Below are 21,841 nucleotides of genomic sequence, written 5' to 3' on the forward strand. Positions count from 1 at the left end.
CGGGACGCGTTATGGGTCAGGCTCTTCAGCTCACCGGCGGCGGCACCGCGGTTGCCAGATCGAGGCGGGCAAAGCCCGTCGACGAGTAGGTCGCGCCGTCCCTCGCCACCGAGATGGTGAACCGCACGGCAGCAGGCAGACGCCGTGGAGCGGACCAGCTCGCCGACCATGACGGGACTTTGGCCGAGGCGTCGAGATATTCGAACCTTACCGCGCTGACGCCGGCGATCAGCAGCACCGGTTGGCCTCCAGTCGATTTGGCGGCATCGCTGCCGCGTCGGATTTTCTGCACGATGGTCAGGTCACTTCCAAGCGAAACGGCGACCTCGCGCAAGGCTGAGGATTTGAAGCCGATGGCCTGAACGGCGTTGAACTCGATGCGCGCGCCGGTGCCGCTGAGATAAAGCACCATGTCGGGCGTCGACTGCGACAACGGCAGCGGCTCGGCGCTGCCGATCGCCGTTTCGAGAAACCGCGCCGCGGCATCGACCTCCATCTGCATCTCGGTCGTCTTCTGGATCCGCATCATGGTCCGCGCCTGTCCGAGAAAGACGATCATCAGCGCGGAGATCACGCCGATCATCGCCAGTCCGACCAGCACGTCGATCAGCGCGAAGCCTTCGACCGATGCCGATGATTTGGGGCGCCGGTCGGTCCCGAATATTTGCTTGAGAACACGCTGCCCGGATGGCCGGCCCCCACGACGCGCATGGGCTTGGACCAGCCGCCGGATCATTGCCGATCCTTCGCGGGCACGAAGGTCAGGAACGGCTGGCCGGCGCCGTTACTCCTGCCAATGACGACGGCAACCATCTTCGTCTTCGACACCACGATCGGGCGCGTCTGCAACTGCCAGCCGGATCGCCTGCTGTCCGTTCCGGCCTCGTACTCCGACAGCATGATGCGCGCGGCCCTCGCCGCTTCGATCTGCGCCTTGGCGATGGCGATGCTGCGGCTGGCCAGCACGATCGACTGGCTGGCAATGCCGAGCACCAGCGCCAGGATCGTCATGGCGACGATCATTTCCAGGATCGAAAACCCGTCTTCGGACGAAGGCTCTGTCACGGCAATCCCCGCCATGTCGGAAGTCCGGTCAGCCAGTTGACCGCAATGCGCGCGGTCCGCCCCTTTTGCTGCAGCGAAATATCCATGCCCGACGCGCTGCCGTCGGGCAGGAAGGTCAGCACCGTTTGCCGTCCGGCGACGACTGTCTCCTGGCCGGTAACGACCGTCAGTTTGACGTCATCCGGCAATGCGAAAACATCGCGCTCGCCAAAGCGAATGGTGCGGGCGCCGAGATCGACGAGGACCTCTCTCGGCCGCGCGGTGGCGATGGCCGATGTGCGCGACAGCCGCAGCCGCATGGTGATCTCGCCGGCCAGCGTCTCCAGGCTCTTGCTGCGGTAGTGGCTGACCAGCCCCGGTGCGGCGATGGCCGCCACGAGCGCCATGATCGCCAGCACCACCAGCATTTCGACCAGGGTGAATCCGGCTTCCGCCTGCTGGTCGGCTTTCGCGGCGGCGGCGGTCATTGCAGCGCCAGATCGTTGATCGAGAGGATCGTGGTCATCACCGAAATGACCAGGCTGCCGACGAGGAAGCCAAGCGAAATCGTCAGCGCCGGCGTCAGCAGCTTCAGCACCGTGTCGATCCGCCGCGTCAGCGTCAGCTGCAGCATTTTCGCCGCGCGATCCAGCACCACCGGCAGCGCGTTCGCCTCTTCGCCGAGCGACACCAGCGACATCGTCGCATGATCGAAAATCCCCGCCTTGACGACCGCGCCATGCAGGCGGGCGCCGTTGGCGACATTGTCCTCGATCGAGGCAAAGCTTGCTGCCAGCGAGCTCTGCCTCGACACATTGGCGGCGAGCCCAAGCGCCTCGGTCATCGCCACGCCATTGCCGAGCAGCAAGGCCAGCGTTTCAAGGTAGCGCGCGATGACGGCATCCCTGACCAGCGCGCCGATCAGCGGTATCTTCAACACCGCGTGCGAGAACTGTTTTCTGGCGCCGGCAGAGCGAGACAGCACGAGATACGACAAAAGGCCGAGCACTGCCGCCAGCGGGAAGACGAAGGGGTAGTCGCGGAACACCGTGCCGAAGACCGACAGCATCTTCATGGTGAACGGCTTGGGCGCGGATGATCCCTCGAAGATCGGCTCCAGCGCCGGCACCAGCACGGTCGCCAGAATGACCAGCGCCCCGCTCATCACCAGCAGCAGAAAGGCCGGATAGGCCAGTGCCTCGCCGATTGCCGCGCGGCGCTTGGCGGTGGCCTCGGACGTGTCCGCCAGCCGCTGGCAGATATAGGCCATCTTGCCGCTGCGCTCACCGCTGGCGAGAAGTGCCGCGACATCGGAGGTGATGCCCGGCAGGGCGGCAAAGGCCTCGGCGATCGGCCGCCCGCCCGTGGTGAGATCGAGAACCGATTGCAGCTGCTGGCGCCGTTGGCGGTTCGCCTCGCCGGCGATGACCGCGCCCAGGGCGCGGTCGACGGTGAAGCCGGCGTTGAGCAGCACCGACAGTTCGGAGAACAGCCGGCTGAGATCGACCTTGCGAGTAAAGGTCAGCGCGCTGCGCCCCGGCAGGCGCAACTGCGGTCTGTCGCTGCTTACCGGTGCGAGATGATAGGAACGGCGCCCTTGCTGCGCCAGCTTGCGGGCGGCCTCCTGCTTGGTCGAGGCATCGAGGACGCCGCTCTCCGTGCTGCCGTCGACGAGATAGGCGCGATAGGCAAAGGCCGGCATCAGCCATCCCCCGCGAGATCGATGACGCGGCGGACCTCGTCCATCGTGGTAACCCCGGAGCGGGCAAGCGCTGTGGCATGGACCGACATCGGCACCAGATCGTCTTGCGCGGCTATGCGGCCGATCTCCATTTCGCCGGCGCCCTGGTCGATCAGTTCGGCAATGCGCGACGACACCTGCAGCATTTCGTAGGTCACCGTGCGCCCGCTATGGCCCGAGCCATTGCAGGTGCGGCAGGGCGGCCCGGCCTGCCCGACGCCGTGGCAGGCCGGACAGACATGGCGCAGCAGCCGCTGCGCGATGACGCCGCGGATCGTCGCGCCGAGCAGGTAACCATCGATGCCCATGTCGCGCAGCCGTGTCAACGCGCCCGCCGCGCTGTTGGTGTGCAGCGTCGAGAACACCAGATGCCCGGTCAGTGCTGCCTGCACCGCGACCTGCGCCGTCTCGCGGTCGCGGATTTCGCCGAGCAGGATGATGTCGGGGTCCTGGCGCAGGATCGACCGCAGGGCCGCGGCAAAGTCGAGGTCGATCGCCGGATTGACCTGCAGCTGGGTGATCCCGGCCATGCGGTATTCCACCGGATCCTCGACGGTGAAGATCTTGACGTCGGGCCGCGACCGTTCGGCAAGGATCGAATAGAGCGTCGTCGTCTTGCCGCTGCCGGTCGGCCCGGTGACCAGCACGATGCCGTTGGCCGATTGCGACATGGAGCGGATCTTGGCTTGCGCGGCGCTGTCGAAGCCGAGCTTCTCCAGCTTCAGCTCGACCCCGGCGCGGTCGAGAATGCGCAGCACGATGGCTTCGCCATGGATGGACGGGATGACCGAGACGCGCAGGTCGATATCCCTGCCGCGCACGGCAATGCGCATGCGCCCGTCCTGCGGCAGGCGGCGCTCGGCAATGTTGAGCCGCGACAGGATTTTGATCCGCGTGGAGATGCCCGACAGCATCGCAATCGAGGCGGTGTCGACGGTGGACAGCATGCCGTCATGGCGGAAGCGGATGCGGACATGATCCTCGAGCGGCTCGATGTGAATGTCGGTGGCCCTGGCATCGACCGCCTTGTGGATGGTCTCGGCGACGAAGCGCACGATGGGCGCCTCGCGGGCGAAATCCTTCAGCCGCTCGAGATCGTCAGGACCGAAATCCATGATCTCGCCGGCACTGCCGCCATTCGACGCCGCCGCCAGGGCCGACTGCTCGACACGGTCGATGCATTCGGCGATCACGCGCCTCGGCAGAATGCGCAGCGCCAGCGTCCGCTCATAGTGGAAGGCAAGCGCATCGATGGTTGCCGACGAGAACGGATCGGCGACGGCGACAACCAGCCGCTCGGCGTCCATCTGCAAGGGCAGGATGGCGTTCTCGCGGAGATAGGCGAGCGGCACGCCGGCCAACATTTCGGCGCTGATCTGCTCGGGGACATCCACCGGCGTCGGCGCTTCAAGGTAACTGCTGAGGCTGTTGGCAAGCTCCTGCTCGCCGATCAGCCCGAGTTCGGTCATCACCGTATCGAACGGATGGCCGGATGTTCGCGACGCGCCGAGGGCGCGCTGGGCGGCATGCGCGGTCAGCACTTTCTCGCCTTCGAGAAAGGTGAGAAACGCCTCGATCCCCTTGGCCTGGGCGGAAGCGTTCATACGCTCAACCTCGCCAGCAATTGCGCGGCTTCAGTGCCGAACAGCATCTCACAGCCGGCAGTGGCCGTGGACGGTGGCAGTGCGGCGGCGGAGCCGGCCGGGCTACGCGAGACGCGCGAGAATGGCGACGAGTTGGCTTGGGATTTCTCGATGATGAAGCCGGCCTCGCCCGTAATGCCGGAACCGTCCCGCCTGACAACGATGTCAACCGTGTAGGCCGATACATCGCTCGCGCCCGCAACGACCGATGCGTTGGGGCCGCCGACGAGAACAGCGCGCAGCCGGCGCGGCGCCCGATCGGAGCTGACCGTGCCGCGCTTGGAGTTGACGGTGAAAATCCCCTGCAGGTTGCGCAGCGGGATTTGCGCAAGTGCTGAAAACTCCTGCAACTCGGAAACGGATTCGAACGGCGCCTCTTTGTCCTCGGGCGGGCCCACCGGGCTTCTTGCCTGCGGCAGGCCGGCGAACAATTTGGCGCTGTCGCGAAACCGCATCGCAGCCTTTGCCAGTTCGTCCGCCATCTGTTGCTCGAAACCGAGCGCGGCAAAGCCCAGCCCCAGCAGGCGGTCATCGGCGGCATTGAGATCGATCAGCCCGCCATGATCCTGGACGCGCAGGACAAAGCTGTATTTTCCCGACCGGCACGCGGCCGGCGTGGAATCCAGCGGCAGCTTTTCCGCGGGCTGGTCACCGGTCAATTCGCTCGCCACCAGATTGCCGAGACCCTCGGCAAGCAGCGACAGGCGCTCCTGCTCCAGCTCGTTATTGGCAATCATCAGCCGCGTCCTGGCGGTGACGGCGAAGGGAACGACGATGGCCGAGACGATCAGCGTGAACACCAGCACCGCGACCAGCGAAAAGCCGGCGCTGGTGCTATCTGCGTCTATGGCCGGGAGAGCTTTGCGTTTTAAGAATACCCCTACCCTTGGCCCCTTCCCGCAAGGGGAAGCAGGGCAATCGCATATGGCGTTCCCCCACTCCGTCTCGGCTTCGCCGAGCCATCTCTCCCCCACATTCGTGGGGGAAGAGGAAATGCCAATCGCCGACATCGCTGCCTTGAAAGGCTTGGGTTTCCTCTCCCCCATGGACATGGGGGAGAGGTGGCCGCGCAGCGGACGGAGTGGGGGACTGGCACCACCAAATGCGATTGCCCTGCCTTTACTCTCAGCAAACATGCGCGCGCTCATAGTTCCGGCTCAGGTGGCGGCGGTGGCGGGGCTGGCGCTGGCGGCGGCGCCGGAAGCGGGTTCTGCCATGGCGGATGCAGCGGGATGCGCGCCACCTTGCCGTCGCGCTCCAGCACGGCCTGGTCCTTGTCGATCGCTGAGACCGTCCAGCCATCGACGGTCTCGCCACTGGCATACCAGAGCGCTTCATCCTTGCCGGCGACGCGCAGCAGCGCCTTTCCCGCCCCGCCCTGAATGCTGATGCCCAGCAGCGATGGCGCGGCCACCGGCGCGACGTCCACCGGCGGAGGCGCCTGTTCGACGGGCGCCACGGCCACCTCCACCGGCAGCGGTGCTGGCGGCGGCGGCACGATTTTCCGCCGCGACGGCGTGAACAGCGGCCGCTGGAACGTCTCGCTGAAATCGCCGGCTTCGGGAAATTGCAGCGCACCCGTCACCGAAGCCGGGCCGCCATCATGCCCCTTGCCGGACGCGATCGGCGTGGTGTCGACCGGTGTGTTGTAGAGCGCGACATTGATGAGGGCGAGAACCGCGATACCTCCAGCAATCGCCAGGCCCGCGAATTTCCCGCTCATGGCTTGACCCCGCCTGGCGGGGTTTGTGTCTGCAGCGGGCCGTAAAACAGGATCTCGGCAGACAGCTCTGGGTCGCCCATCCGTCCCGCGGCAGGGCTGACATCGGTGGTGCGCAGCGTCGCCTCGCGGATAAACAGCACCGGCAGCGAGGTCTCCAAGGCGAGCACGGCGTTGTGGATGCCTTCCAGCGGCCCCGACAGATTGACCCGCAACCCGATGAAATCGACGCCGCCTTCGCTCAGCACTGGGGCATTGCCGGCCGACAGCACGCTGACCCCGTTGGCGGCAGCGATGGCGTTCAGCCGCTTCTGCAGCCCGCCGCGAATCATCGCTTCGCTTTCGCCAGTGAGGAATTCGGGATTGGCCGCTTCCACCGGGCTGGTGTCGCCGTCGAGGCGCTTGGCAAGGGCTGCCACGTTTTGCAGCTGGCCGAGCAGCGCGCGCTTTTCCTCGATCCCGGCCCGCGCCGAAGCGACGCTGTCGAACGCCGCGAACACCAGCCAGGCACAGAGACACGCCGCCACCACAGCGAGCGCCAGCGCGATCAGGCGGCGCAGCGGCGGGCTGGTGTTGAGGATGGCGGAGAGCATCGTCAGAGCGCTCCGATCTTTGCCGAAATGGTGAAATGTTCGCCGTCCTGTCCGGGCACCTTGACCACGGGCGAGGCGAATTCGGGCGCCGAAAACAGCGGCGAGGCATCGATCGGCTGGATCAGTTCGGCCGCCGAAGTGGCAAAGCCGGTGATAACAAGATCGTCGCCCTTGGCCGAGAGATCGGTGAGCCAGGCCGTGTCGGGAAGCAGATGCGTGAGTTCGGCCCAGACCCGCACCAGCGACGCCGTGGTCTTCTTTTCCTGGCGGATTTTCTCGACCCGCTCGATGCCGGCCTGGCGCTTCTGCAGCGACGCGCGCGCCGCCTTGGCCAGCACCTGCGCATCGGCAATCTGCGCATCGAGTTCGCCATCGGCCTGCCATATCAGCCAATGCGCGTGGACGAAGGTGATGAGCAGGGCTGCTACCAGCGCCGAACAGGCCGCGATCCAGGTGCTGCGCTTGCGCCGGTCGCGCGCCGTCGGCGGCCAGATGGCGGCAAGGCTGAGCGGATCGGCGCGCAGCGTCTCGTCGGGCTGCGCCAGCGACAGGCTGCGCACCGAGCCGCCGGTGCGGCGCACCGCGTCCAGCACCGGGACAAGAGTCTTGCCCTTGACGACATGGTAGGTGCTGTCCTGCCCGGCAGGCCTGGCCCCGGCATCCCTGGCAAACACGACATGCACCTGCGCCGGGTCGAGCGGCGTCGCGGCCAGCAGGTCGAGCTCGGCCATGTCGCGCGCCTGCCGAACCGGCAGAAGCCGCGGCGCCAGCTGCCTTGTCAGGAACAGGCCGGGCTGAATGACAATATCGAAGCGCGGCCGCCTGACGCGGCGCCCGCCCTGCAGCAGCGCCAGGATCTCGTCGGAAGAGGCGGTCAGCGCCAGCGGGATCGACTGGAACTCCGGGGCGCCGGCCTCGCGCACACGAATGCCGTCATCCGCCAGGCTGACGATCCAGTCGCCGCTAGGGGCTTGCCTCTGCTTAGGCGAAAGCCGAGCCCAACCCCCCCGCAGCTCCTCGAGCCACCAGTCCCGGAAATCCAGACATTGCGCGCCAAGTCCCGCCACGACCCACCCCGCCCCGGCTGATTCTCGGCCGAGGGCTTTCGGGCTGAGCTTACAGGGGCTGGTGTGACGGGGGTATCAGCGAAGGTGCGGACGGGGGATTAGCCACAGCTTTTGTTGGATAGGCGTGATATGGTGCGGCAGGCCACAACGACAATACCGGCAAGGCGAGACATGCGATCAACTGGATACGGATTGCCCGGCGAACAGCAAGGATGCATCGTCACCGCAATTGTAATTATCAAGCCGTTACTACATCCCCTCAAAATCCCATTCCATGATCTTTGACAATTCTAATATACTGTCTCGAAAATCACCTCTATTACAGTCATTTATTTTTTTGTACACATCGTCTTTTATAGGGGCAGGATCGAACTCCTCATACTTGAATATCTTTCCACCATAGGGCAAATCCGCACGCTCTGTAAGCCTTTTCAAAATATTTCCAGTTATAATTGCTGTATCAAAAACCTCTTCAAATTCATTTTCTTCAAATCCGATAGTTACCCTAATATTTAGATTGACACTTGACTGCTTTGGCAGGTCCCATATGTCGACAATCTTCCCATCAATCAAAAGATTTCGGCTGTAAATGTGTTTTATTATTATCATCTTTCTACCTGAACGTGAACGTTCGATATCCTTTTACCTGTTGCTCGATCAAAAACTTCGAAATTTGCTTGAAACCCAGTAGTTGCCATTGGGCTCGATTTTGGGGCCACATCACGGAACCCTCTTAGCCCATCAGCTGATATCCATTCCCCGTTCTTTACCTGGACAGCATTTGGGCCAAGCCATTTATCTTTTAGATCAGGGATATCTCTAGCGTTAACAGTCGACTTTATTTCTGTATTCCATTTGCCATCTTTGATGGACTTACGAGCGGCCTGACCAATTTCTCTGAAGTTTTGCGCTTTCCTTACGGCCGCCAAGCTTTCAAACTTGCTGGCGCGCATTACCCTGTCAAGAGGCGCGAGATTGCGCTGTTTGCCCATTTCAAGCGGGTTGTTTGGAAACAAGGCATCAAAGAAATCGTCGGATGCAACTCGCTTGCAACTTCCATCGCATTTCTTATCGCTAAGATTGTCGGGGAGTTCTTTAGCCGCTTTTTCACCGGCGGCCTGGAGATCACCGTCGTCGCTGGCAGCGTCGCTTTTTGCACCACCGCCTTCCTTGCCACTGTTTGCCAGCCCGGCTGCACTGTCGTCGGATGACCGAAGCGAATGACCATTGTTGTCAGCCTTATTGACCGGATCGTTCTGAGCATAGGCGTATCGGTTTGTGCCAACTCCCGGCAGTGTCGGATCCCAATCATCCGGCGAGATGAACCGCCCCAGCACCGGATCCATGTATCGCGCGTTGAGATAGAGCAGCCCGGTCTCCGGATCCAAGCGCTCGCCGATGTAGCCCTTTTGGGTCTGAAAGCCGGTGTTGAGACGCTCGCCATAGGTGGCGTAGTTGGTGGCTTCCGCGATGTTGCCCGAGGCATCGGTGACCATGCGCACTGAGGCCAGGTGGTCCCTGTGCAGGAAGGCTTTTGTCGTGCCGGTCACCTTGATGTCGAGGTGCGGATACCTGGTGTAGACCTCCGCGCCCGGCGTTGCCGGATTGATCTCGACGGACGCGTCGGGATAGAGCGTGGTGGCGAAGGACGAAGCCTTCTTCACCCGCGCGCCATCAGGGCCATAGGTCAGGTTGACGGTGTTGGCGGCAAGCGTGACCGTCTTCAGCCGGTTGGCTTCGTCCCAGGTGAGTGTGCGGCTACCGTCGGAGGTCAGATTGCCATTGGCGTCATAGGCCATGGCATTGGCGCCGACGGATATCGGTGCGTGCGGACGAGCGGAGCTCGCTGTGGGATAGACATAGGTGCCGGCAACACGGGTGCGCGAGACCATGTTGTCGTTGGCGGCATAGACGAAGGTTTCGTCCACCGTGTTGTCGGCGGCATTGTCTGACGAGATCAGCCGGTCGGCATTGTCATAGCCATAGGTCCAGCTGTCGGCAGCGGACAGCCCCGTCGTGCCGGCGATGCGGCCGAGATTGTCGCGGGCATATTGATCGTCGAGCAGGATGGTTGCGCCCTTCGATGTCGTGACACGCGTCACCCAGCGCCGGGTCGGCGAATAAATGAAGGTCGTCTTCACGCCGTTGGCGTAGGTGATCTCCCTCGTCTGACCATCGGCCTCGTAGAGCGTCGAGGTGATGAAGCCGGGGGCGGAGATGAGCCTGTTGCCGGCGCTGTATTGCAGCGGTGCGGCAGACGTACCGAAGTCGAGCTGCACTGGCAAATATTGCGTCGCCAGTGTTTGTCCCGAGGCATCGCGCACGCTGGTCGTGGTGTGGGTCAGCGTGCCGATGGTGGCATCCTGACGCGCCACCTTGCCGAAGCCGTCATATTTGTAGCTCTGCGTCGCAGCTGGATTGGTCGCGGTAGTCAGCTGACCGATGTTGTAATAGCCAGCGGCTGCCTGATCATAGGTGTTCTGCGCCTGCGTCACCGCGCTGCCGGCCGGCGCGGTTGCCGTCTTCATCGTCAGCCGGTCCATCTGGTCATAGCTGAGCGTCGTGACCGTGCCCCTGGCATCGGTCTGGCTGACCAGCCGGTTGGCGGCATCATAGGTGTAGGACCATGTGCCAAGATCGGGATCGGACGCTGTCAGCCGGTTGCCGACCATGTCGTAGGTGTAGCTCCAGGTCGAGCCGCCGGGATCGGTCACGCCGATCAGACGGCCGAGCGCGTCGTAGTTGCGCAATTCCCAAAGCGCCAGGCCGGTGGTATCGCGGATGATGATCACCGGCTCGCCATGCACCCTATTATAGGTGGATGTGATGTGGCCGAGTTCGTCCTTCGCAAGCACGCCCTGGAAGCGCGGGTTCACCCCGCCAGTACCGGCGTCGAGGATGTGCGAATAGTTGCGCTGGCTGCTATCGGGATTGACCGCCTGCAACAATCGATCGGCCCAGTCGTAGCTGTTGGTGGTCCACTGCGCGGCCTCGCCGACAAAGCGCGGGAAGGCGGTGCGCAGCACATTGCCGCGAAGATCGTAATCGGTCTCGGCAATGCGCCTGGCGCCGGCCGTCGTCTCTCCGGGAGTCTCGACGCGATAGACCCGGCCGAGCCCGTCATAGTAGGAGCGGGTAAAATCCTCGCTGGCGCCCCCACTCGCGCCGTTGGGCAGTGGCGTGTACTTCACCAGCGCCTGTGTTGCCGGATTGCCCTCATTATCGAAGCGTATCTTGGCATAGGCGCCCGTCGCGCTCTGCGAGACCTGGTAGAGCCGGCAGAGCGGATCGTAGGTGAAGGTTTTGACCAGGCCGTTGGGGTCTGTCTTAGTTGCCAGCAATCCACAGGTGGGGTTGTAGGTGGCCGTCGAGACAAAGCGCGTGTCCGCCGTCTGTCCGCCCGTCGCAAAATAGCGCGGCGCCCGCTCCGTTATCGGATAGAGGTGATAGGTCGCGTCATAGTCCCACTCGGTCTTGTGGCCAAGGCCGTTGGCGGCCGCGATCTTGTTGCCATAGCTGTCATAGGCAAAATACTGGTAGCTCGCTTTTTGTGGGCTTGAATAATAGTCGCTGTAGGATCGCACCTGGGTCAGGTTTCCCTTGACTGGCGGCGCCGCGTCGACTTGGCCGTCGTAGCTGCTTTCAGTCACGCTGATCCAAGGGAAAGAGCCATCGAAGCCGGCCGCCATAGCGACCGAGCGCGGTAGCGAGACAATATACGCCGACGTGTTCGGCGAGAACCACCGGGCGGTACGGACCTCGTCGCCGCCGACATCGGTGCGGCCGTAGTCGTCCTGGACGGTAATGTTGTTATAGGCATCGAAATAGCGCACGACCCGCAAGCTGCGGCTGATGTTCTCCGTCAGCGTCGTGTCGGTCGCGGTGTTCTGCACCGTGTAAGGTTTGGTCGTCGTGTTGACGACATAGGTCTCCGCCACCTGCTTGTGCACGACACCCGCGCCATCCTTCCACACCGTCAGTGACGGCAGGCCGTAGCTTGCCAGATCCTGCCGGTAGGTGGTCTCGATCTTCGAGGGCGCCGTCTCGCCATTGGCCAGCGGTTTTGTCTCGACGATCGAGGCAAAGCCCAGGAACCTGCGCGCCGCCGGATCGTATTTGCCGCCGGCATAGGCATAGGTGCTCACCGCCGTCTGGCCGCGCCCATCGCTGACCGAAAGCTTCGTCACCGCATGCACGACCTGCGGCAGGTAATTGTTCACCCAGGTCGAGGACGGCGAATACTCCACCGCCACCGTGCCGCCCAGTTCCGTCACGATCTGCTTCAGCAGGTTCGGATTGCCCGTGCCGGCGTTGGAGATGAACATGCTGTTGTAGTCGGTGAAATCCGGCAGGCCGTCGCCGTTGAAGTCGCCAATGACCGCTCCAGCGCCCATCGGTGAGGGGCGAATGAAATGTACCGCAACATAAGCTGTTGATGACGATGGCTGGAGCGAGAAACCTTTGACGTAATGAGTGGCGGCTCCACCGGATGCCGTCTGAGCACTGAGCGTAAGGGCATCGGCTCTTCCATCGTTGTCGAAATCGCGAAAGATGGCCACATCGCCGGACACGGTCGCATTAGAATAACTCTTGAACCCCGTGCCGGTTGACAAGTAGATCGTAGCTTGGTCGTTACTTCTTCCGTATCGGACCAGGTCTGTCGCGCCATCGCCATTGATGTCGGCAAAGACGCAGGTGCCGGGATTCGTAAGAGGATCGAACAGGCAATTAATGTTCAATGCCGTTCCGCCAGCCTGCCATTTTCCGCTGGACAGGATGCCCTTCTTTAGCTTGTCGGCCACGATGTACATCGGCTGCTGCTTGCCGTTGCCGAGAAAGTCTCCAACGCCCATGCGATCAGGGGAAGAGCCGGTTTGAGATTGCTGGGACTCTAGCGTGTCAATTCCGTCGCCATTCGTATCCGCCACGAAGGACGCCCCGGAGGGAGGCGATGATACATTGCTGTAGCTGGGCAGCTTGCTGCATACAGACTCATAACCAGCAGGCGCTGGGCTGCAAGGAACTTTGGTCATCGCCAGATTGGCGTCGGTCAGCAGCAGAGATGATGTCGCAGAGTATGTGTAAGTGCAAACATTCCCACCATCTCGCGTACTGTGACAGCCGACATTTGTCGAATGCTGATAGTCAACAAAATCCGCCGTATTCTTGGTTGCCAGAAAGCGCGCTGGATCGAACGGCGCCGAGCCCGAGCTGCTGGTCGGCCCCGGAACGGTGCCGGAGTCCGTCGTCGTTTCCGACGTATGGTGGGTAAACAATGACTTTACGTCGTACGGCGCGCCGTTGCTGGTGAATTTGATAATTCTCTTGTAGTGATTCGTTGATTTGGTTGTGGTATCGGGATTGTTGCCGGTTGAGCCGCCGCCGCCATTTGTCCACGTCGTGGTCGTCTCAGAGTACTCGCAACACAATTCATCGCGGCCATCGAAATCGAGGTCGTGGGGCTCGTTTGGATTCCCGTAGCTTGGGTTGCCGCCGGTGGTCGGGGGATGCTCGTATAGCGGTGTGTTGACGGTGGAGTAATTCCAGGCGGCATCTTGGTAGGTCATCTGGCCGAGCGACTTCGATGTTCCGCCGGAGACAGTTCCATCCGCAGCGACCGTCGCATCGGTGCCGAAGCGGGCAACGGCGGTCAGCCGCGAGGCGTTGGAGAACGGCGCCTGATCGTAAGTCAGTCTGTAAGCGCCGCGTAGCACGCCGCTCACCGTAACACCGATCGTCTTGATGCGCTTGTCGGTGACGGAGATGTCGCGGCCATTGCCCATCAGGATCAGGTCGGGACGCGTCTCGTAGTAGAACTTGACCACCGTACCGTTGTAGCTGACGGCGTCGGGATAACAGACCGGGCTCGCCGGACAGGTGTAGGTATAGGTTACGCTATTGCCATTGGTGTCGGTGACCGAGGTCAACAGCCAGCGATAACTCATCGCCAGATCATAGGCCGGCGTGCCGGCGGTCGGCGTCAGATTGGCAACAGCCGCCACCGACCGGAAGGTGGAGACGGTGCCGTCGCGATCCGTCACTTTCCATTCATTGGTGCTGTTCAGCGCAATGCGGCGATAGCTCTCGTTCTCGGTCGCATTTGTACCGCCGGTCGCACACGAGGGCGAGACCATGCCGGTTACGCAGGCGACCATCGCCTGGCCGTCGAGCAGATAGATGTCATTGGCATCGAAGGCCGGCATGCCATAGCCAGGCGTTGCCCGTTCGATGACGTCGAACCCATCGAGACCCCAGGCATAGCCGAGCCAGCCCTGGTAGAGGCCACCGAGCTTGCTCTTGCGTGAGGAATTGTAGTTCAGCGCGATCTGCGGCTCGATGCCGTGGAAGCCCGGCACGTCGATGCCGATGTCGTAGCCCAGATTGCCGTTGCCGCCAGCCTTGGGCAGATCCACCTTCGGCGTGCCGATAGCTTCGGGGTCGCCGCTCTCGGTTGCCGTGGCTGCTTCCACTGCCGCCGCTGCCGCGGCAGGTTCCTCCGGCGCTGCTTCCGTGTCGGCCTTCTTCTCTGTGGCCTTGCCCTTCGCGCCGGTCGTTTTGGTATCGGCAGCCTTGGCGTCGCTCGCATCACCAGCCTTGGTGTCCGCCGGCTCGGCGCCGACCTTGGCCGCCGCATCGGGACTGCCGGTCGCGGTTGCCGCGTCGCCTGGCGCGCCCACCGGCGGCTTCGCCGAGGAGCCGCCGCCTAACGCCGCCCCGCCATTGCCGAGCCGACCACTGACTGGAGCAGCCGGCGAGGTACTCTGCGCAAACGCCTCGGTCCCTGCTCCGCCTCTAATATAAGAAAGAGAAGATATATCCGCGCCGAAGACGCCAGCGGCAAGCACAGCCGCGCCCAAAAGCAACCGCTTCATTGAGTCCCCCTAGCCAAGTTGCTTGACGCTACTCCGGCTTGACTTGGTTTATACGACGGCAACCCGTCACAACCCAGATATCCACAGCTTTATTTTGCACGCAGGGGTTGCGCAGAGAGCGCCAAGCGCCCTGCCAGCCTCAACAGGTTCGGCATATCGGGAACGTCGAGGCTCTTGCGCTGGTCGCCGGCAATGTCGAACACGATGGTGCCTTCGTGCAGCATGACGGTGCGGGTGCCGTGGTCGAGCGCATCGCGCATCGAATGCGTCACCATCAGCGCCGTCAGTCTCTGCTCCTCGACGATATTGCGCGTGAGACCGAGCACGAAGGCCCCCGTGCGCGGATCAAGTGCGGCCGTGTGTTCGTCCAGGAGCAGTATCTTCATACCGGTCAGCGTCGACATCAGCAGGCTGACCGCCTGGCGCTGGCCGCCAGGCTTCGACGATGACGCTCAGGTCGCCTCGGATCGTTATCGGCCGAAGAAACCGGCGTCCTCTTCCGCCAGGTATTTCTTCGCCGCTTTGGCATCGATGTCGAGGCCGAGTCCCGGGGCTTCGAGCAGATCCACCATGCTGTCCCTGACGATCTGCCCCTTGGGCAGGCCGATGACGATGTCCTCCCACCAGGGGTCGGAGGCGCTGGGATATTCGAAGGCGATGTAGTTGGCCGGCAGCGTGGCGCAGACATTGATCAGCGCGCCGAGGCCCAGCAGACCGTTCGCCGTGCCGTGCGGCGCCATCATGATCGAGTGCATATAGGCATGCTCGGCCACCCATTTGAGCTCGGCGATACCGCCTATATCGGCAGGATCCGGGCCGATGACGCGCACCGCCTGTGTTTCGATCAGTTCCTTGAAATTATGGCGCAGATAAATCTGTTCGCCCGTATGGATCGGGGTGGACGTCGATGTCGTGAGTTCGCGGTAGGCCTGCGGATTGACCCACGGCACGTAGTCGCCGGTCAGCATGTCCTCCAGCCACATCAGATTGTATTTTTCCACCGCCTGCGCGAAGCGGATGGCGTCCGGCAGGAACCAGCCGGGACCGCAATCCAGCGCCAGCGAGACCTTGTCGCCGAGCACCTCCTTCATGGCGATGACGCAGTCGATCATATGCGCCATGCCGCGCTCGCTGATCTGCCCCTGGTCCATCGCGCCGTGATAGGTCGGCGGCTGGCGCACGCCATAATGGAAGTCGGGAACGCTGGTCTTCATGTTGGAGTGAAAGCTGATGCCTTGCTTGACCATGAAGAAACCTTCCGGCCGTTCCATCATCCATTTGACGTCGGCCGCGTAATCCTCCGGCCTGTCACCGGTGCGCTTCTTGCGGATGGAGCCGTTATAGACCCGCACCTTGTCGCGCACCTTGCCGCCGAGCAGCTTGTAGACCGGGACGCCGGCGGCCTTGCCGGCGATGTCCCACAGCGCGTGCTCGATGGCGCTGACGGCGGCGCCGTAGGGCTTGAACGAGCCGCGCTGGCGGATCTTCAGCATCACGCGTTCGACATCCGTCGGGTCCTCGCCGATCAGCGCGTCGCGGAAATGCAGCACCCAGGGTTTCAGATAAGGCTTGGTGTACTCGACCTCGCCGAGGCCATGGAGGCCTTCGTCGGTGACGATGCGCACGATGGGATGCCTGCCGATGACGGCGCACCTGAGATCGGTGATCTTCATGATGTCCTCTATTTTACCGACGAGAAGGCGGTTGGCGCGAGAAACTGGCTGGAAATATTGGCCAGGATCGGGCCATCGCGCTCGGACTCGTCGCGGGCCTCGAGCCATGCCGGATCGGTGGTGAAGGCCTTCCATTTCACTTCGCGCTCGGCAAGGGATTCCCAGGCGATGAAATAGGTCAGTCGATTGCTGCTTTCGCCGACCACCGTGGTGAAGAACCCGGCCTGGCGAATGCCATGTCTATCCCACAGCGCCAAGGTATGGTCGTTGAAACGCTTGAGCAGCGCCGGGAGTTGGCCCGGCACGCAGTCGTAAATGCGAAGTTCGTAGATCATGGTCCATCCTTCTGTTCACCTCTCCCTCCGAGGAGAGAAGTGTAGAGTCAGCTCCAGGTGCGGTCCCAGGAATATTCGTCGTCCCAGTGATCGGTCGGTTGCCAGATGCCGGTGACGCCGGGCTGCAGGTGCTGGCTGATCACTTCGTCGACGATGTCGTCGATGCCCAGACCAGGCTTGTCGGGCACGGTGATGAAGCCGTCCTTGACCAGCGGCTTGGGCAGGCCGGTGACGATATCGTCCCACCAGTCGACTTCGACGCTGTGATATTCGAGCGCCATGAAGTTTTCCGTCGCCACCGCGACATGCGCGGCGGCCATTGCCGCGATCGGGCTTTCCGCCATGTGAATGGCCATGGCGACGCCATGCTCCTGCGCCGCGTCGCCGATCTTCTTGGTCTCGAGAATGCCGCCGGTGGTCAGCAGATCCGGATGGATGACCGAGATGCCGGCGTTGAGCAGCGGCTCGAAGCCTTCCTTGAGGTAGATGTCCTCACCCGTGCAGATCGGCACCGAGGTCGCCTGCTGCAACTGCCGATACTGCTCGGTGTACTGCCAGGGGATCACGTCCTCGAGCCAGGCCGGTGCGTATTTCTCGATCCGCCGGGCCAGACGGATGCCGTCCTGCAGCGAGATGTGGCCGACATGGTCGATGGCAAGCGGAACCTCGTAGCCGATCACCTCGCGGACCTCGTGGATATATTGGTCGAGCAGGTCGATGCCCTTTTCGGTGAAGTGGAGGCCGGTGAAGGGATGCGGCACGTTCTGCGCATCATAGGCGGCGTTGCGCGCCCGGCGCTCGTCCAGCGTGCGTACCCGGCCGCGGCCGGCATGGGTGCGGAAACCATCGAGCACGCCGGCGGGCGCGACCACCGCGCCGGGGATGTGAGAAATCTGCGCCAGGCCGAGGTCCATCTTGAGGAAGGTGAAGCCAAGGTCCATCCGCGCCTTCAGCCGCTTGCCGGTCTCGGTGCCGCTGGGTTTGTCCGCGTCGGTGTCGCAATAGACCCGCACCTTGTCGCGGAACCGTCCCCCCAGCATCTGGTAGATCGGCACGCCGTACGCCTTGCCAGCGAGATCCCACAGCGCGATCTCGATTGCCGAGACACCGCCGCCTTGCCGCCCATGGCCGCCAAACTGCTTGATGCGCCGGAACAGCCGGTCGACGTCGCAAGGGTTCTCGCCCAGCAACCGGCTCTTGAGCATCAGCGCATAGGTCGCGCTGGCGCCGTCGCGCACTTCGCCCAGGCCGACAATGCCCTGGTTGGTGTAGATCTTGACCAGCGCCGAGGTGAACGGTGCGCCGACGATTTCGGCGACGCGCAGGTCGGTGATGCGCAGGTCGCTCGGCCTGGAGTTCGTATTTACCCGATTGAGCGCCTCGCCGGCGCTACCCGTCTTTGCCATGGCTTATCCTCGTTCTGACTGGTGGCGCCCCGCACGCCCGGCCGGCATGAGCGTTGCTAGCCAAGCTCTATCTCGTGGGCCTGCAGGTAGTCGCGGTTCATCTCGACGCCCAGACCCGGCTTCGACGTCAGCTTGAGGCTGCCGTTCGAAACGTCGAGCGGTCTGTCGATGAGGTGATTGTATTTATCAAGGTTCCACTCGGACGTTTCGAGCTTGTAGAAGTTGGGAACCGTCATCATCACCTGCGCTCCCGCAACCACGTTGATCGGTCCGGCGGCGTCATGGGGCGAGACCGGGATGTAATAGGCTTCGCACAGGGCGGAAATCTTCTTCAGTTCGGTAATGCCGCCGGTCCAGGTGACGTCCGGCATGATGTAGTCGGCAAGCCTGTTCTCGAGCACCGGCACGAAATCCCACTTGGTGTGGCCGCGCTCGCCCCACGAGATAGGGGCGCTGACCTTCTCGCGCACTTGCTTCAGGGCATTGAGGCTCTCGGGCGGGCAAGGCTCCTCGAACCAGTCGATCTGGCCGGCTTCCTCGAGGCTCCGGCAGAGGCGAATGGCGGTGGGTACATCGAAACGGCCATGCGCGTCGATGAGAATGTCGACATCTGGCCCCGCCGTTTCGCGGATCAGAGCCGTGAGTTCGGCGGCCTCGCGCTCGTCCTTGCGGGTCATGCCGCCATCGAGGTAGCCGTCCCGCTGTTCGCGCGCCAAGCCATCGGCGATGCGGCCCTGGTGGGGGAAAGGATCGAACTTCAGCCCGGTGTGTCCGGATTCGACGATGTCTCGAATTTCGCGGACCACAGCCTCCTTGCTGTTAAACTTGGCCTGGTTGGGATGGGTATAGAGCGCGATTTCATCGCGCACCGGTCCGCCCAGCAGCTCGTAGATCGGCTTGCCTAGAACTTTGCCGCGAATGTCCCAGAGCGCTATGTCGATAGCGCTCACGCATTCGACTGCGGCGCCGCGGCTGCCCATATAGGTGAAGCTGCGGAAAATCTTGTGCCAGAGATGCTCGATGCGCGCCGGATCCTCACCTGTGACGGCAACACCGATCTGCCGCAGGATCGTGCACAGCGCGCGGTTGGCGAGCCTTGTGGTGGTGGTGATTTCCCCCCAGCCACTGACCCCTTCGTCGGTCGTCACCTCGACGAACAGGAACTCTCCCCAATAGGAAGCATCGGACTTGATCAGCCACGGCCGAACGCTCGTGATTTTCATCTCTCAACTACCTCTGTCTGATGGCCGGACCAATGATTTTCTGGGCTGGAAGTTCTATCCGGCCCGAGCGGCGTTGCGCGCACGCATCTGTTCGAGAACGTGCCGGCCGGAACCCTCGACATGGCGGGCAATGAGCTCGGCCGCCTCGTCGGCATTTCCCGCTTTGATATGCGCGATGAGCTCGCGGTGTTCACGCATGATGGCGGCCCGCCGCGCGAGCGTGAAATTGAAACGCCGGCTCACCGCCCGCAGCACTTCGCGATGCTTCCACCAAAGCTCGGCGGCATGGCGGTTGTAGTGGCGCTGGTACATTACGGTGTGGAAGGCGGTATCAAGTTCACTGTGCCGCAATGTGTCGGTGAAGTTGTTCTCTTCGATCAGAGCCTGGATGCGTTCGAGTTCGGCGATGTCCTCGCCGGTCGCCATATTCACGAACCATCGCGTCAGGGCCGGCTCGATCAGGACGCCGATCTCGTAGATATCCCGGACAAAATCCTGGTCGATGGGCCGGACGCGCGCGCCACGGTTGGCGACAAAGGTGACGAAGCCCTCCCCTCGCAACAGCTGCAGCGCCTCGCGTACGGGGTTGGTCGAGGTGCCGTGACGCCGGGCGAGATCGGTGACCACAAGCCGTTCGTTGGCGGCGAGCCGTCCCTCGATGATGTCTTCCCGGATCAGCTCATAAAGCGAGGCGCCCTCGCTGGACGCCCCGATGGGATCAATCCCCACGGGTGGCTCTGCTTTGAAATCGCTTGTTTCGGCCAAAGCCGCCCCCCCGATTAGTACATCACATGCTCGATATCATACACGCGTTTAGCAAACAATGTACGATCGGGTGCGTTGACAGGCAATCCACGATCTGAAAACGTACCAGATGATCGAAGGGATACATTGAGCAGAAGGACACATCCCGCACGGTCGAACGAGCCCTTGGCGCACGGCGGCATGGGAGAATCTGGGAGGATACTATGACGAGGATTACACTCGGCGGTGCCGTCCTGCGCGGCACAGTCGCCACTGCTTTGATGGCGTCGCTCATGTCGGGATCGGCGCTGGGTTCGCCGCCGGTCGATTTGAGCAAGTGGTCGCCGGAATATGTGCGCTCCATCGCCGGCACACAGGATTTCGACACGGCCGCCGATTGCGGCAAGGTCACTCCGCTCGACTACAAGGGGCGACTGACGTTCTGGTATCAGGGCGTGTTCGAGGGCGACCCCGACCTGCTGCGTCAGTACTACAAGGATTTCTTCGAGACCTTCCGCAAGACCTATCCGAACATCCAGCTCGAGGATCAGGCCCTCACCTACAACGACCTTCTCGACAAGTTCCGCACGGCGCTGCTGGGCAATGCCGCGCCGATGGCGGTCCGCCTGCAAATCCTGGGCGGAACCGAGTTCGCCTCGAAGGGTTATCTGCAGCCGCTCAAGCCGGAAGATGTGGGCTATCCCACAGAGGATTTCTGGCCCGGCGCCATGAAGGCGGTAACCTGGGATGGCGTGACCTACGGCATTCCCACCAACAATGAGACGATGGCGTTCATCTGGAACGCCGACATCTTCAAACGCGCGGGCCTCGATCCGGACAAGGCTCCGGCTACCTGGGACGACGTCGTCAAATATTCCAAGCAGATCCATGACAAGCTCGGCATAGCCGGCTACGGCCTCGTGGCGCGCAAGAACGCCGGCAACACGCCGTACCGCTTCATGCCGCAACTATGGGCCTATGGCGGCGGTGTCTTCGACGAAGCCTCCGCGAACCCGACCTATAAGGAGGTCGAGCTCAATAGCCCGCAGAGCAAGGCGGCGTTGCAAGCCTCCTACGACATGTATGTTCGCGACAAGTCGGTTCCGGTCTCGGCCCTCACCAACCAGCAGGCCGATAACCAGCCCCTGTTCGTCGCCGGCCAACTCGGCATGATGGTCTCGCACCCGTCCGACTATAACGTCATGCTCGACCTGCAGAAGAAGGCAACGGGCGCCGACAAGGACAAGGCGCAGACCGTCATCGACAACATGCGCTATGGCCTGATTCCGACCGGCCCCGACGGCAAGCGCGCCGTCGTGTTTGGCGGCTCGAACATTCACATCCTGAAGCCCGAATATGTCGAGGGCGGCAAGGTGGACGAGCCGGCTGCAAAGGCCATCATCTGCATGTGGACGAGCCCTGAATGGTCGCTGAAGATGGCGTATGCCGGCTCGAACCCGGGCAACCTCAACGGCTTCAAGACCAAATGGATGAAGGAACGTCTGGACAACATCAAGTTCCTCGATGTCACGACCTCGATGTTGCCATACGGCATTCCGTTCCCGGCGCTGCCGCAATCCCCCGAGATCATGAATATCATCGTCCCGGACATGCTGCAGAACGCCCTGACCGGAGCGATGACCGTCGACCAGGCAGCGGACGACGCGGCCGAGAAGGTGAAGAACCTGATGGACGGACTCTAGTCCGGGCCTGACCTGCGATCCGACCGGCTGTGCCGACAGTGCGTGCAGCCGGTTTGGTCCGAAGAACAAGGGCACGC

At 62.6% G+C, this 21,841-nt stretch carries 17 protein-coding genes and 1 pseudogene; 1 reads left to right on the forward strand and 17 read right to left on the reverse strand.

Features of this window, described 5'->3' with window-relative positions; all coding sequences use genetic code 11:
• Positions 1 to 25: 25 nt before the first annotated feature.
• The 17 genes and pseudogenes from NKJ80_RS16210 to NKJ80_RS16290 all read right to left on the reverse strand — a co-directional run bounded on the left by NKJ80_RS16210 (position 26) and on the right by NKJ80_RS16290 (position 20,082).
• Positions 26 to 736 carry a type II secretion system protein GspJ gene (locus NKJ80_RS16210; RefSeq protein WP_023687882.1) on the reverse strand — a complete coding sequence of 237 codons (711 nt, stop codon included), beginning with the start codon at positions 734 to 736 and terminating at the stop codon, positions 26 to 28.
• A complete protein-coding gene (locus NKJ80_RS16215) occupies positions 733 to 1,065 on the reverse strand; it encodes a PulJ/GspJ family protein (protein WP_245260247.1) in 333 nt (110 codons plus the stop codon). Before NKJ80_RS16215 ends, NKJ80_RS16210 begins: the two co-directional genes overlap by 4 nt.
• The gene (locus tag NKJ80_RS16220) at positions 1,062 to 1,532 is read right to left on the reverse strand and encodes a GspH/FimT family pseudopilin (RefSeq protein ID WP_352497925.1); all 471 of its coding nucleotides are present in this window, start codon (positions 1,530 to 1,532) and stop codon (positions 1,062 to 1,064) included. The genes NKJ80_RS16215 and NKJ80_RS16220 overlap by 4 nt, the downstream gene beginning before the upstream one ends.
• Positions 1,529 to 2,746: a type II secretion system F family protein gene (locus NKJ80_RS16225; RefSeq protein ID WP_352497926.1), complete on the reverse strand. Its 1,218-nt coding sequence runs from the start codon at positions 2,744 to 2,746 to the stop codon at positions 1,529 to 1,531. Before NKJ80_RS16225 ends, NKJ80_RS16220 begins: the two co-directional genes overlap by 4 nt.
• Positions 2,746 to 4,389: a GspE/PulE family protein gene (locus NKJ80_RS16230; protein WP_352497927.1), complete on the reverse strand. Its 1,644-nt coding sequence runs from the start codon at positions 4,387 to 4,389 to the stop codon at positions 2,746 to 2,748. Before NKJ80_RS16230 ends, NKJ80_RS16225 begins: the two co-directional genes overlap by 1 nt.
• The gene (locus NKJ80_RS16235; protein WP_352497928.1) at positions 4,386 to 5,576 is read right to left on the reverse strand and encodes a hypothetical protein; all 1,191 of its coding nucleotides are present in this window, start codon (positions 5,574 to 5,576) and stop codon (positions 4,386 to 4,388) included. The genes NKJ80_RS16230 and NKJ80_RS16235 overlap by 4 nt, the downstream gene beginning before the upstream one ends.
• Positions 5,573 to 6,151: a hypothetical protein gene (locus tag NKJ80_RS16240; protein ID WP_352497929.1), complete on the reverse strand. Its 579-nt coding sequence runs from the start codon at positions 6,149 to 6,151 to the stop codon at positions 5,573 to 5,575. The genes NKJ80_RS16235 and NKJ80_RS16240 overlap by 4 nt, the downstream gene beginning before the upstream one ends.
• On the reverse strand, positions 6,148 to 6,741 hold the full coding sequence (gene gspM / locus NKJ80_RS16245) for a type II secretion system protein GspM (protein ID WP_352497930.1): 594 nt from the start codon (positions 6,739 to 6,741) through the stop codon (positions 6,148 to 6,150). The genes NKJ80_RS16240 and gspM overlap by 4 nt, the downstream gene beginning before the upstream one ends.
• Before the next feature lie 2 nt (positions 6,742 to 6,743).
• Positions 6,744 to 7,808: a PilN domain-containing protein gene (locus NKJ80_RS16250; protein ID WP_352497931.1), complete on the reverse strand. Its 1,065-nt coding sequence runs from the start codon at positions 7,806 to 7,808 to the stop codon at positions 6,744 to 6,746.
• Between the two features lie 249 nt (positions 7,809 to 8,057).
• Entirely contained in the window at positions 8,058 to 8,417 is a 360-nt protein-coding gene (locus NKJ80_RS16255) for an Imm8 family immunity protein (protein WP_352497932.1), read from the reverse strand.
• On the reverse strand, positions 8,414 to 14,485 hold the full coding sequence (locus NKJ80_RS16260) for an RHS repeat-associated core domain-containing protein (RefSeq protein WP_352497933.1): 6,072 nt from the start codon (positions 14,483 to 14,485) through the stop codon (positions 8,414 to 8,416). The genes NKJ80_RS16255 and NKJ80_RS16260 overlap by 4 nt, the downstream gene beginning before the upstream one ends.
• A gap of 284 nt (positions 14,486 to 14,769) precedes the next feature.
• A pseudogene (locus NKJ80_RS16265) lies at positions 14,770 to 15,114 on the reverse strand (ATP-binding cassette domain-containing protein); the annotation flags it as partial.
• A 36-nt stretch (positions 15,115 to 15,150) separates the two neighbouring features.
• Positions 15,151 to 16,353, reverse strand: a complete 1,203-nt coding sequence (locus NKJ80_RS16270; protein WP_352497934.1) for a mandelate racemase/muconate lactonizing enzyme family protein — start codon at positions 16,351 to 16,353, stop codon at positions 15,151 to 15,153.
• 8 nt (positions 16,354 to 16,361) lie between these two features.
• Entirely contained in the window at positions 16,362 to 16,688 is a 327-nt protein-coding gene (locus NKJ80_RS16275) for an NIPSNAP family protein (RefSeq protein ID WP_023712163.1), read from the reverse strand.
• 47 nt (positions 16,689 to 16,735) lie between these two features.
• The gene (locus NKJ80_RS16280; protein ID WP_286457382.1) at positions 16,736 to 18,094 is read right to left on the reverse strand and encodes a mandelate racemase/muconate lactonizing enzyme family protein; all 1,359 of its coding nucleotides are present in this window, start codon (positions 18,092 to 18,094) and stop codon (positions 16,736 to 16,738) included.
• A gap of 56 nt (positions 18,095 to 18,150) precedes the next feature.
• Positions 18,151 to 19,317 carry a mandelate racemase/muconate lactonizing enzyme family protein gene (locus tag NKJ80_RS16285; RefSeq protein WP_023712165.1) on the reverse strand — a complete coding sequence of 389 codons (1,167 nt, stop codon included), beginning with the start codon at positions 19,315 to 19,317 and terminating at the stop codon, positions 18,151 to 18,153.
• Between the two features lie 54 nt (positions 19,318 to 19,371).
• Positions 19,372 to 20,082, reverse strand: a complete 711-nt coding sequence (locus tag NKJ80_RS16290) for a GntR family transcriptional regulator (RefSeq protein ID WP_023681193.1) — start codon at positions 20,080 to 20,082, stop codon at positions 19,372 to 19,374.
• A gap of 203 nt (positions 20,083 to 20,285) precedes the next feature.
• Here NKJ80_RS16290 and NKJ80_RS16295 point away from each other — a divergent pair, with 203 nt between their 5' ends.
• Positions 20,286 to 21,764 (forward strand): ABC transporter substrate-binding protein, encoded by a 1,479-nt coding sequence (locus NKJ80_RS16295; RefSeq protein WP_023668101.1) that lies wholly within the window; start codon positions 20,286 to 20,288, stop codon positions 21,762 to 21,764.
• Positions 21,765 to 21,841: the final 77 nt, after the last annotated feature.

The sequence above is a fragment of the Mesorhizobium sp. M0030 genome (genome assembly GCF_040323695.1).
Lineage (GTDB): Bacteria > Pseudomonadota > Alphaproteobacteria > Rhizobiales > Rhizobiaceae > Mesorhizobium.

Excerpts from the sequence above, each read along its gene's own strand:
- NKJ80_RS16210 (WP_023687882.1), bottom strand. The coding sequence starts at position 736 with ATGATCCGGCGGCTGGTCCAAGCCCATGCGCGTCGTGGGGGCCGGCCA.
- NKJ80_RS16220 (WP_352497925.1), bottom strand. The coding sequence starts at position 1,532 with ATGACCGCCGCCGCCGCGAAAGCCGACCAGCAGGCGGAAGCCGGATTC.
- NKJ80_RS16225 (WP_352497926.1), bottom strand. The coding sequence starts at position 2,746 with ATGCCGGCCTTTGCCTATCGCGCCTATCTCGTCGACGGCAGCACGGAG.
- NKJ80_RS16230 (WP_352497927.1), bottom strand. The coding sequence starts at position 4,389 with ATGAACGCTTCCGCCCAGGCCAAGGGGATCGAGGCGTTTCTCACCTTT.
- NKJ80_RS16235 (WP_352497928.1), bottom strand. The coding sequence starts at position 5,576 with ATGAGCGCGCGCATGTTTGCTGAGAGTAAAGGCAGGGCAATCGCATTT.
- NKJ80_RS16240 (WP_352497929.1), bottom strand. The coding sequence starts at position 6,151 with ATGAGCGGGAAATTCGCGGGCCTGGCGATTGCTGGAGGTATCGCGGTT.
- gspM (WP_352497930.1), bottom strand. The coding sequence starts at position 6,741 with ATGCTCTCCGCCATCCTCAACACCAGCCCGCCGCTGCGCCGCCTGATC.
- NKJ80_RS16255 (WP_352497932.1), bottom strand. The coding sequence starts at position 8,417 with ATGATAATAATAAAACACATTTACAGCCGAAATCTTTTGATTGATGGG.
- NKJ80_RS16270 (WP_352497934.1), bottom strand. The coding sequence starts at position 16,353 with ATGAAGATCACCGATCTCAGGTGCGCCGTCATCGGCAGGCATCCCATC.
- NKJ80_RS16275 (WP_023712163.1), bottom strand. The coding sequence starts at position 16,688 with ATGATCTACGAACTTCGCATTTACGACTGCGTGCCGGGCCAACTCCCG.
- NKJ80_RS16280 (WP_286457382.1), bottom strand. The coding sequence starts at position 18,094 with ATGGCAAAGACGGGTAGCGCCGGCGAGGCGCTCAATCGGGTAAATACG.
- NKJ80_RS16285 (WP_023712165.1), bottom strand. The coding sequence starts at position 19,317 with ATGAAAATCACGAGCGTTCGGCCGTGGCTGATCAAGTCCGATGCTTCC.
- NKJ80_RS16295 (WP_023668101.1), top strand. The coding sequence starts at position 20,286 with ATGACGAGGATTACACTCGGCGGTGCCGTCCTGCGCGGCACAGTCGCC.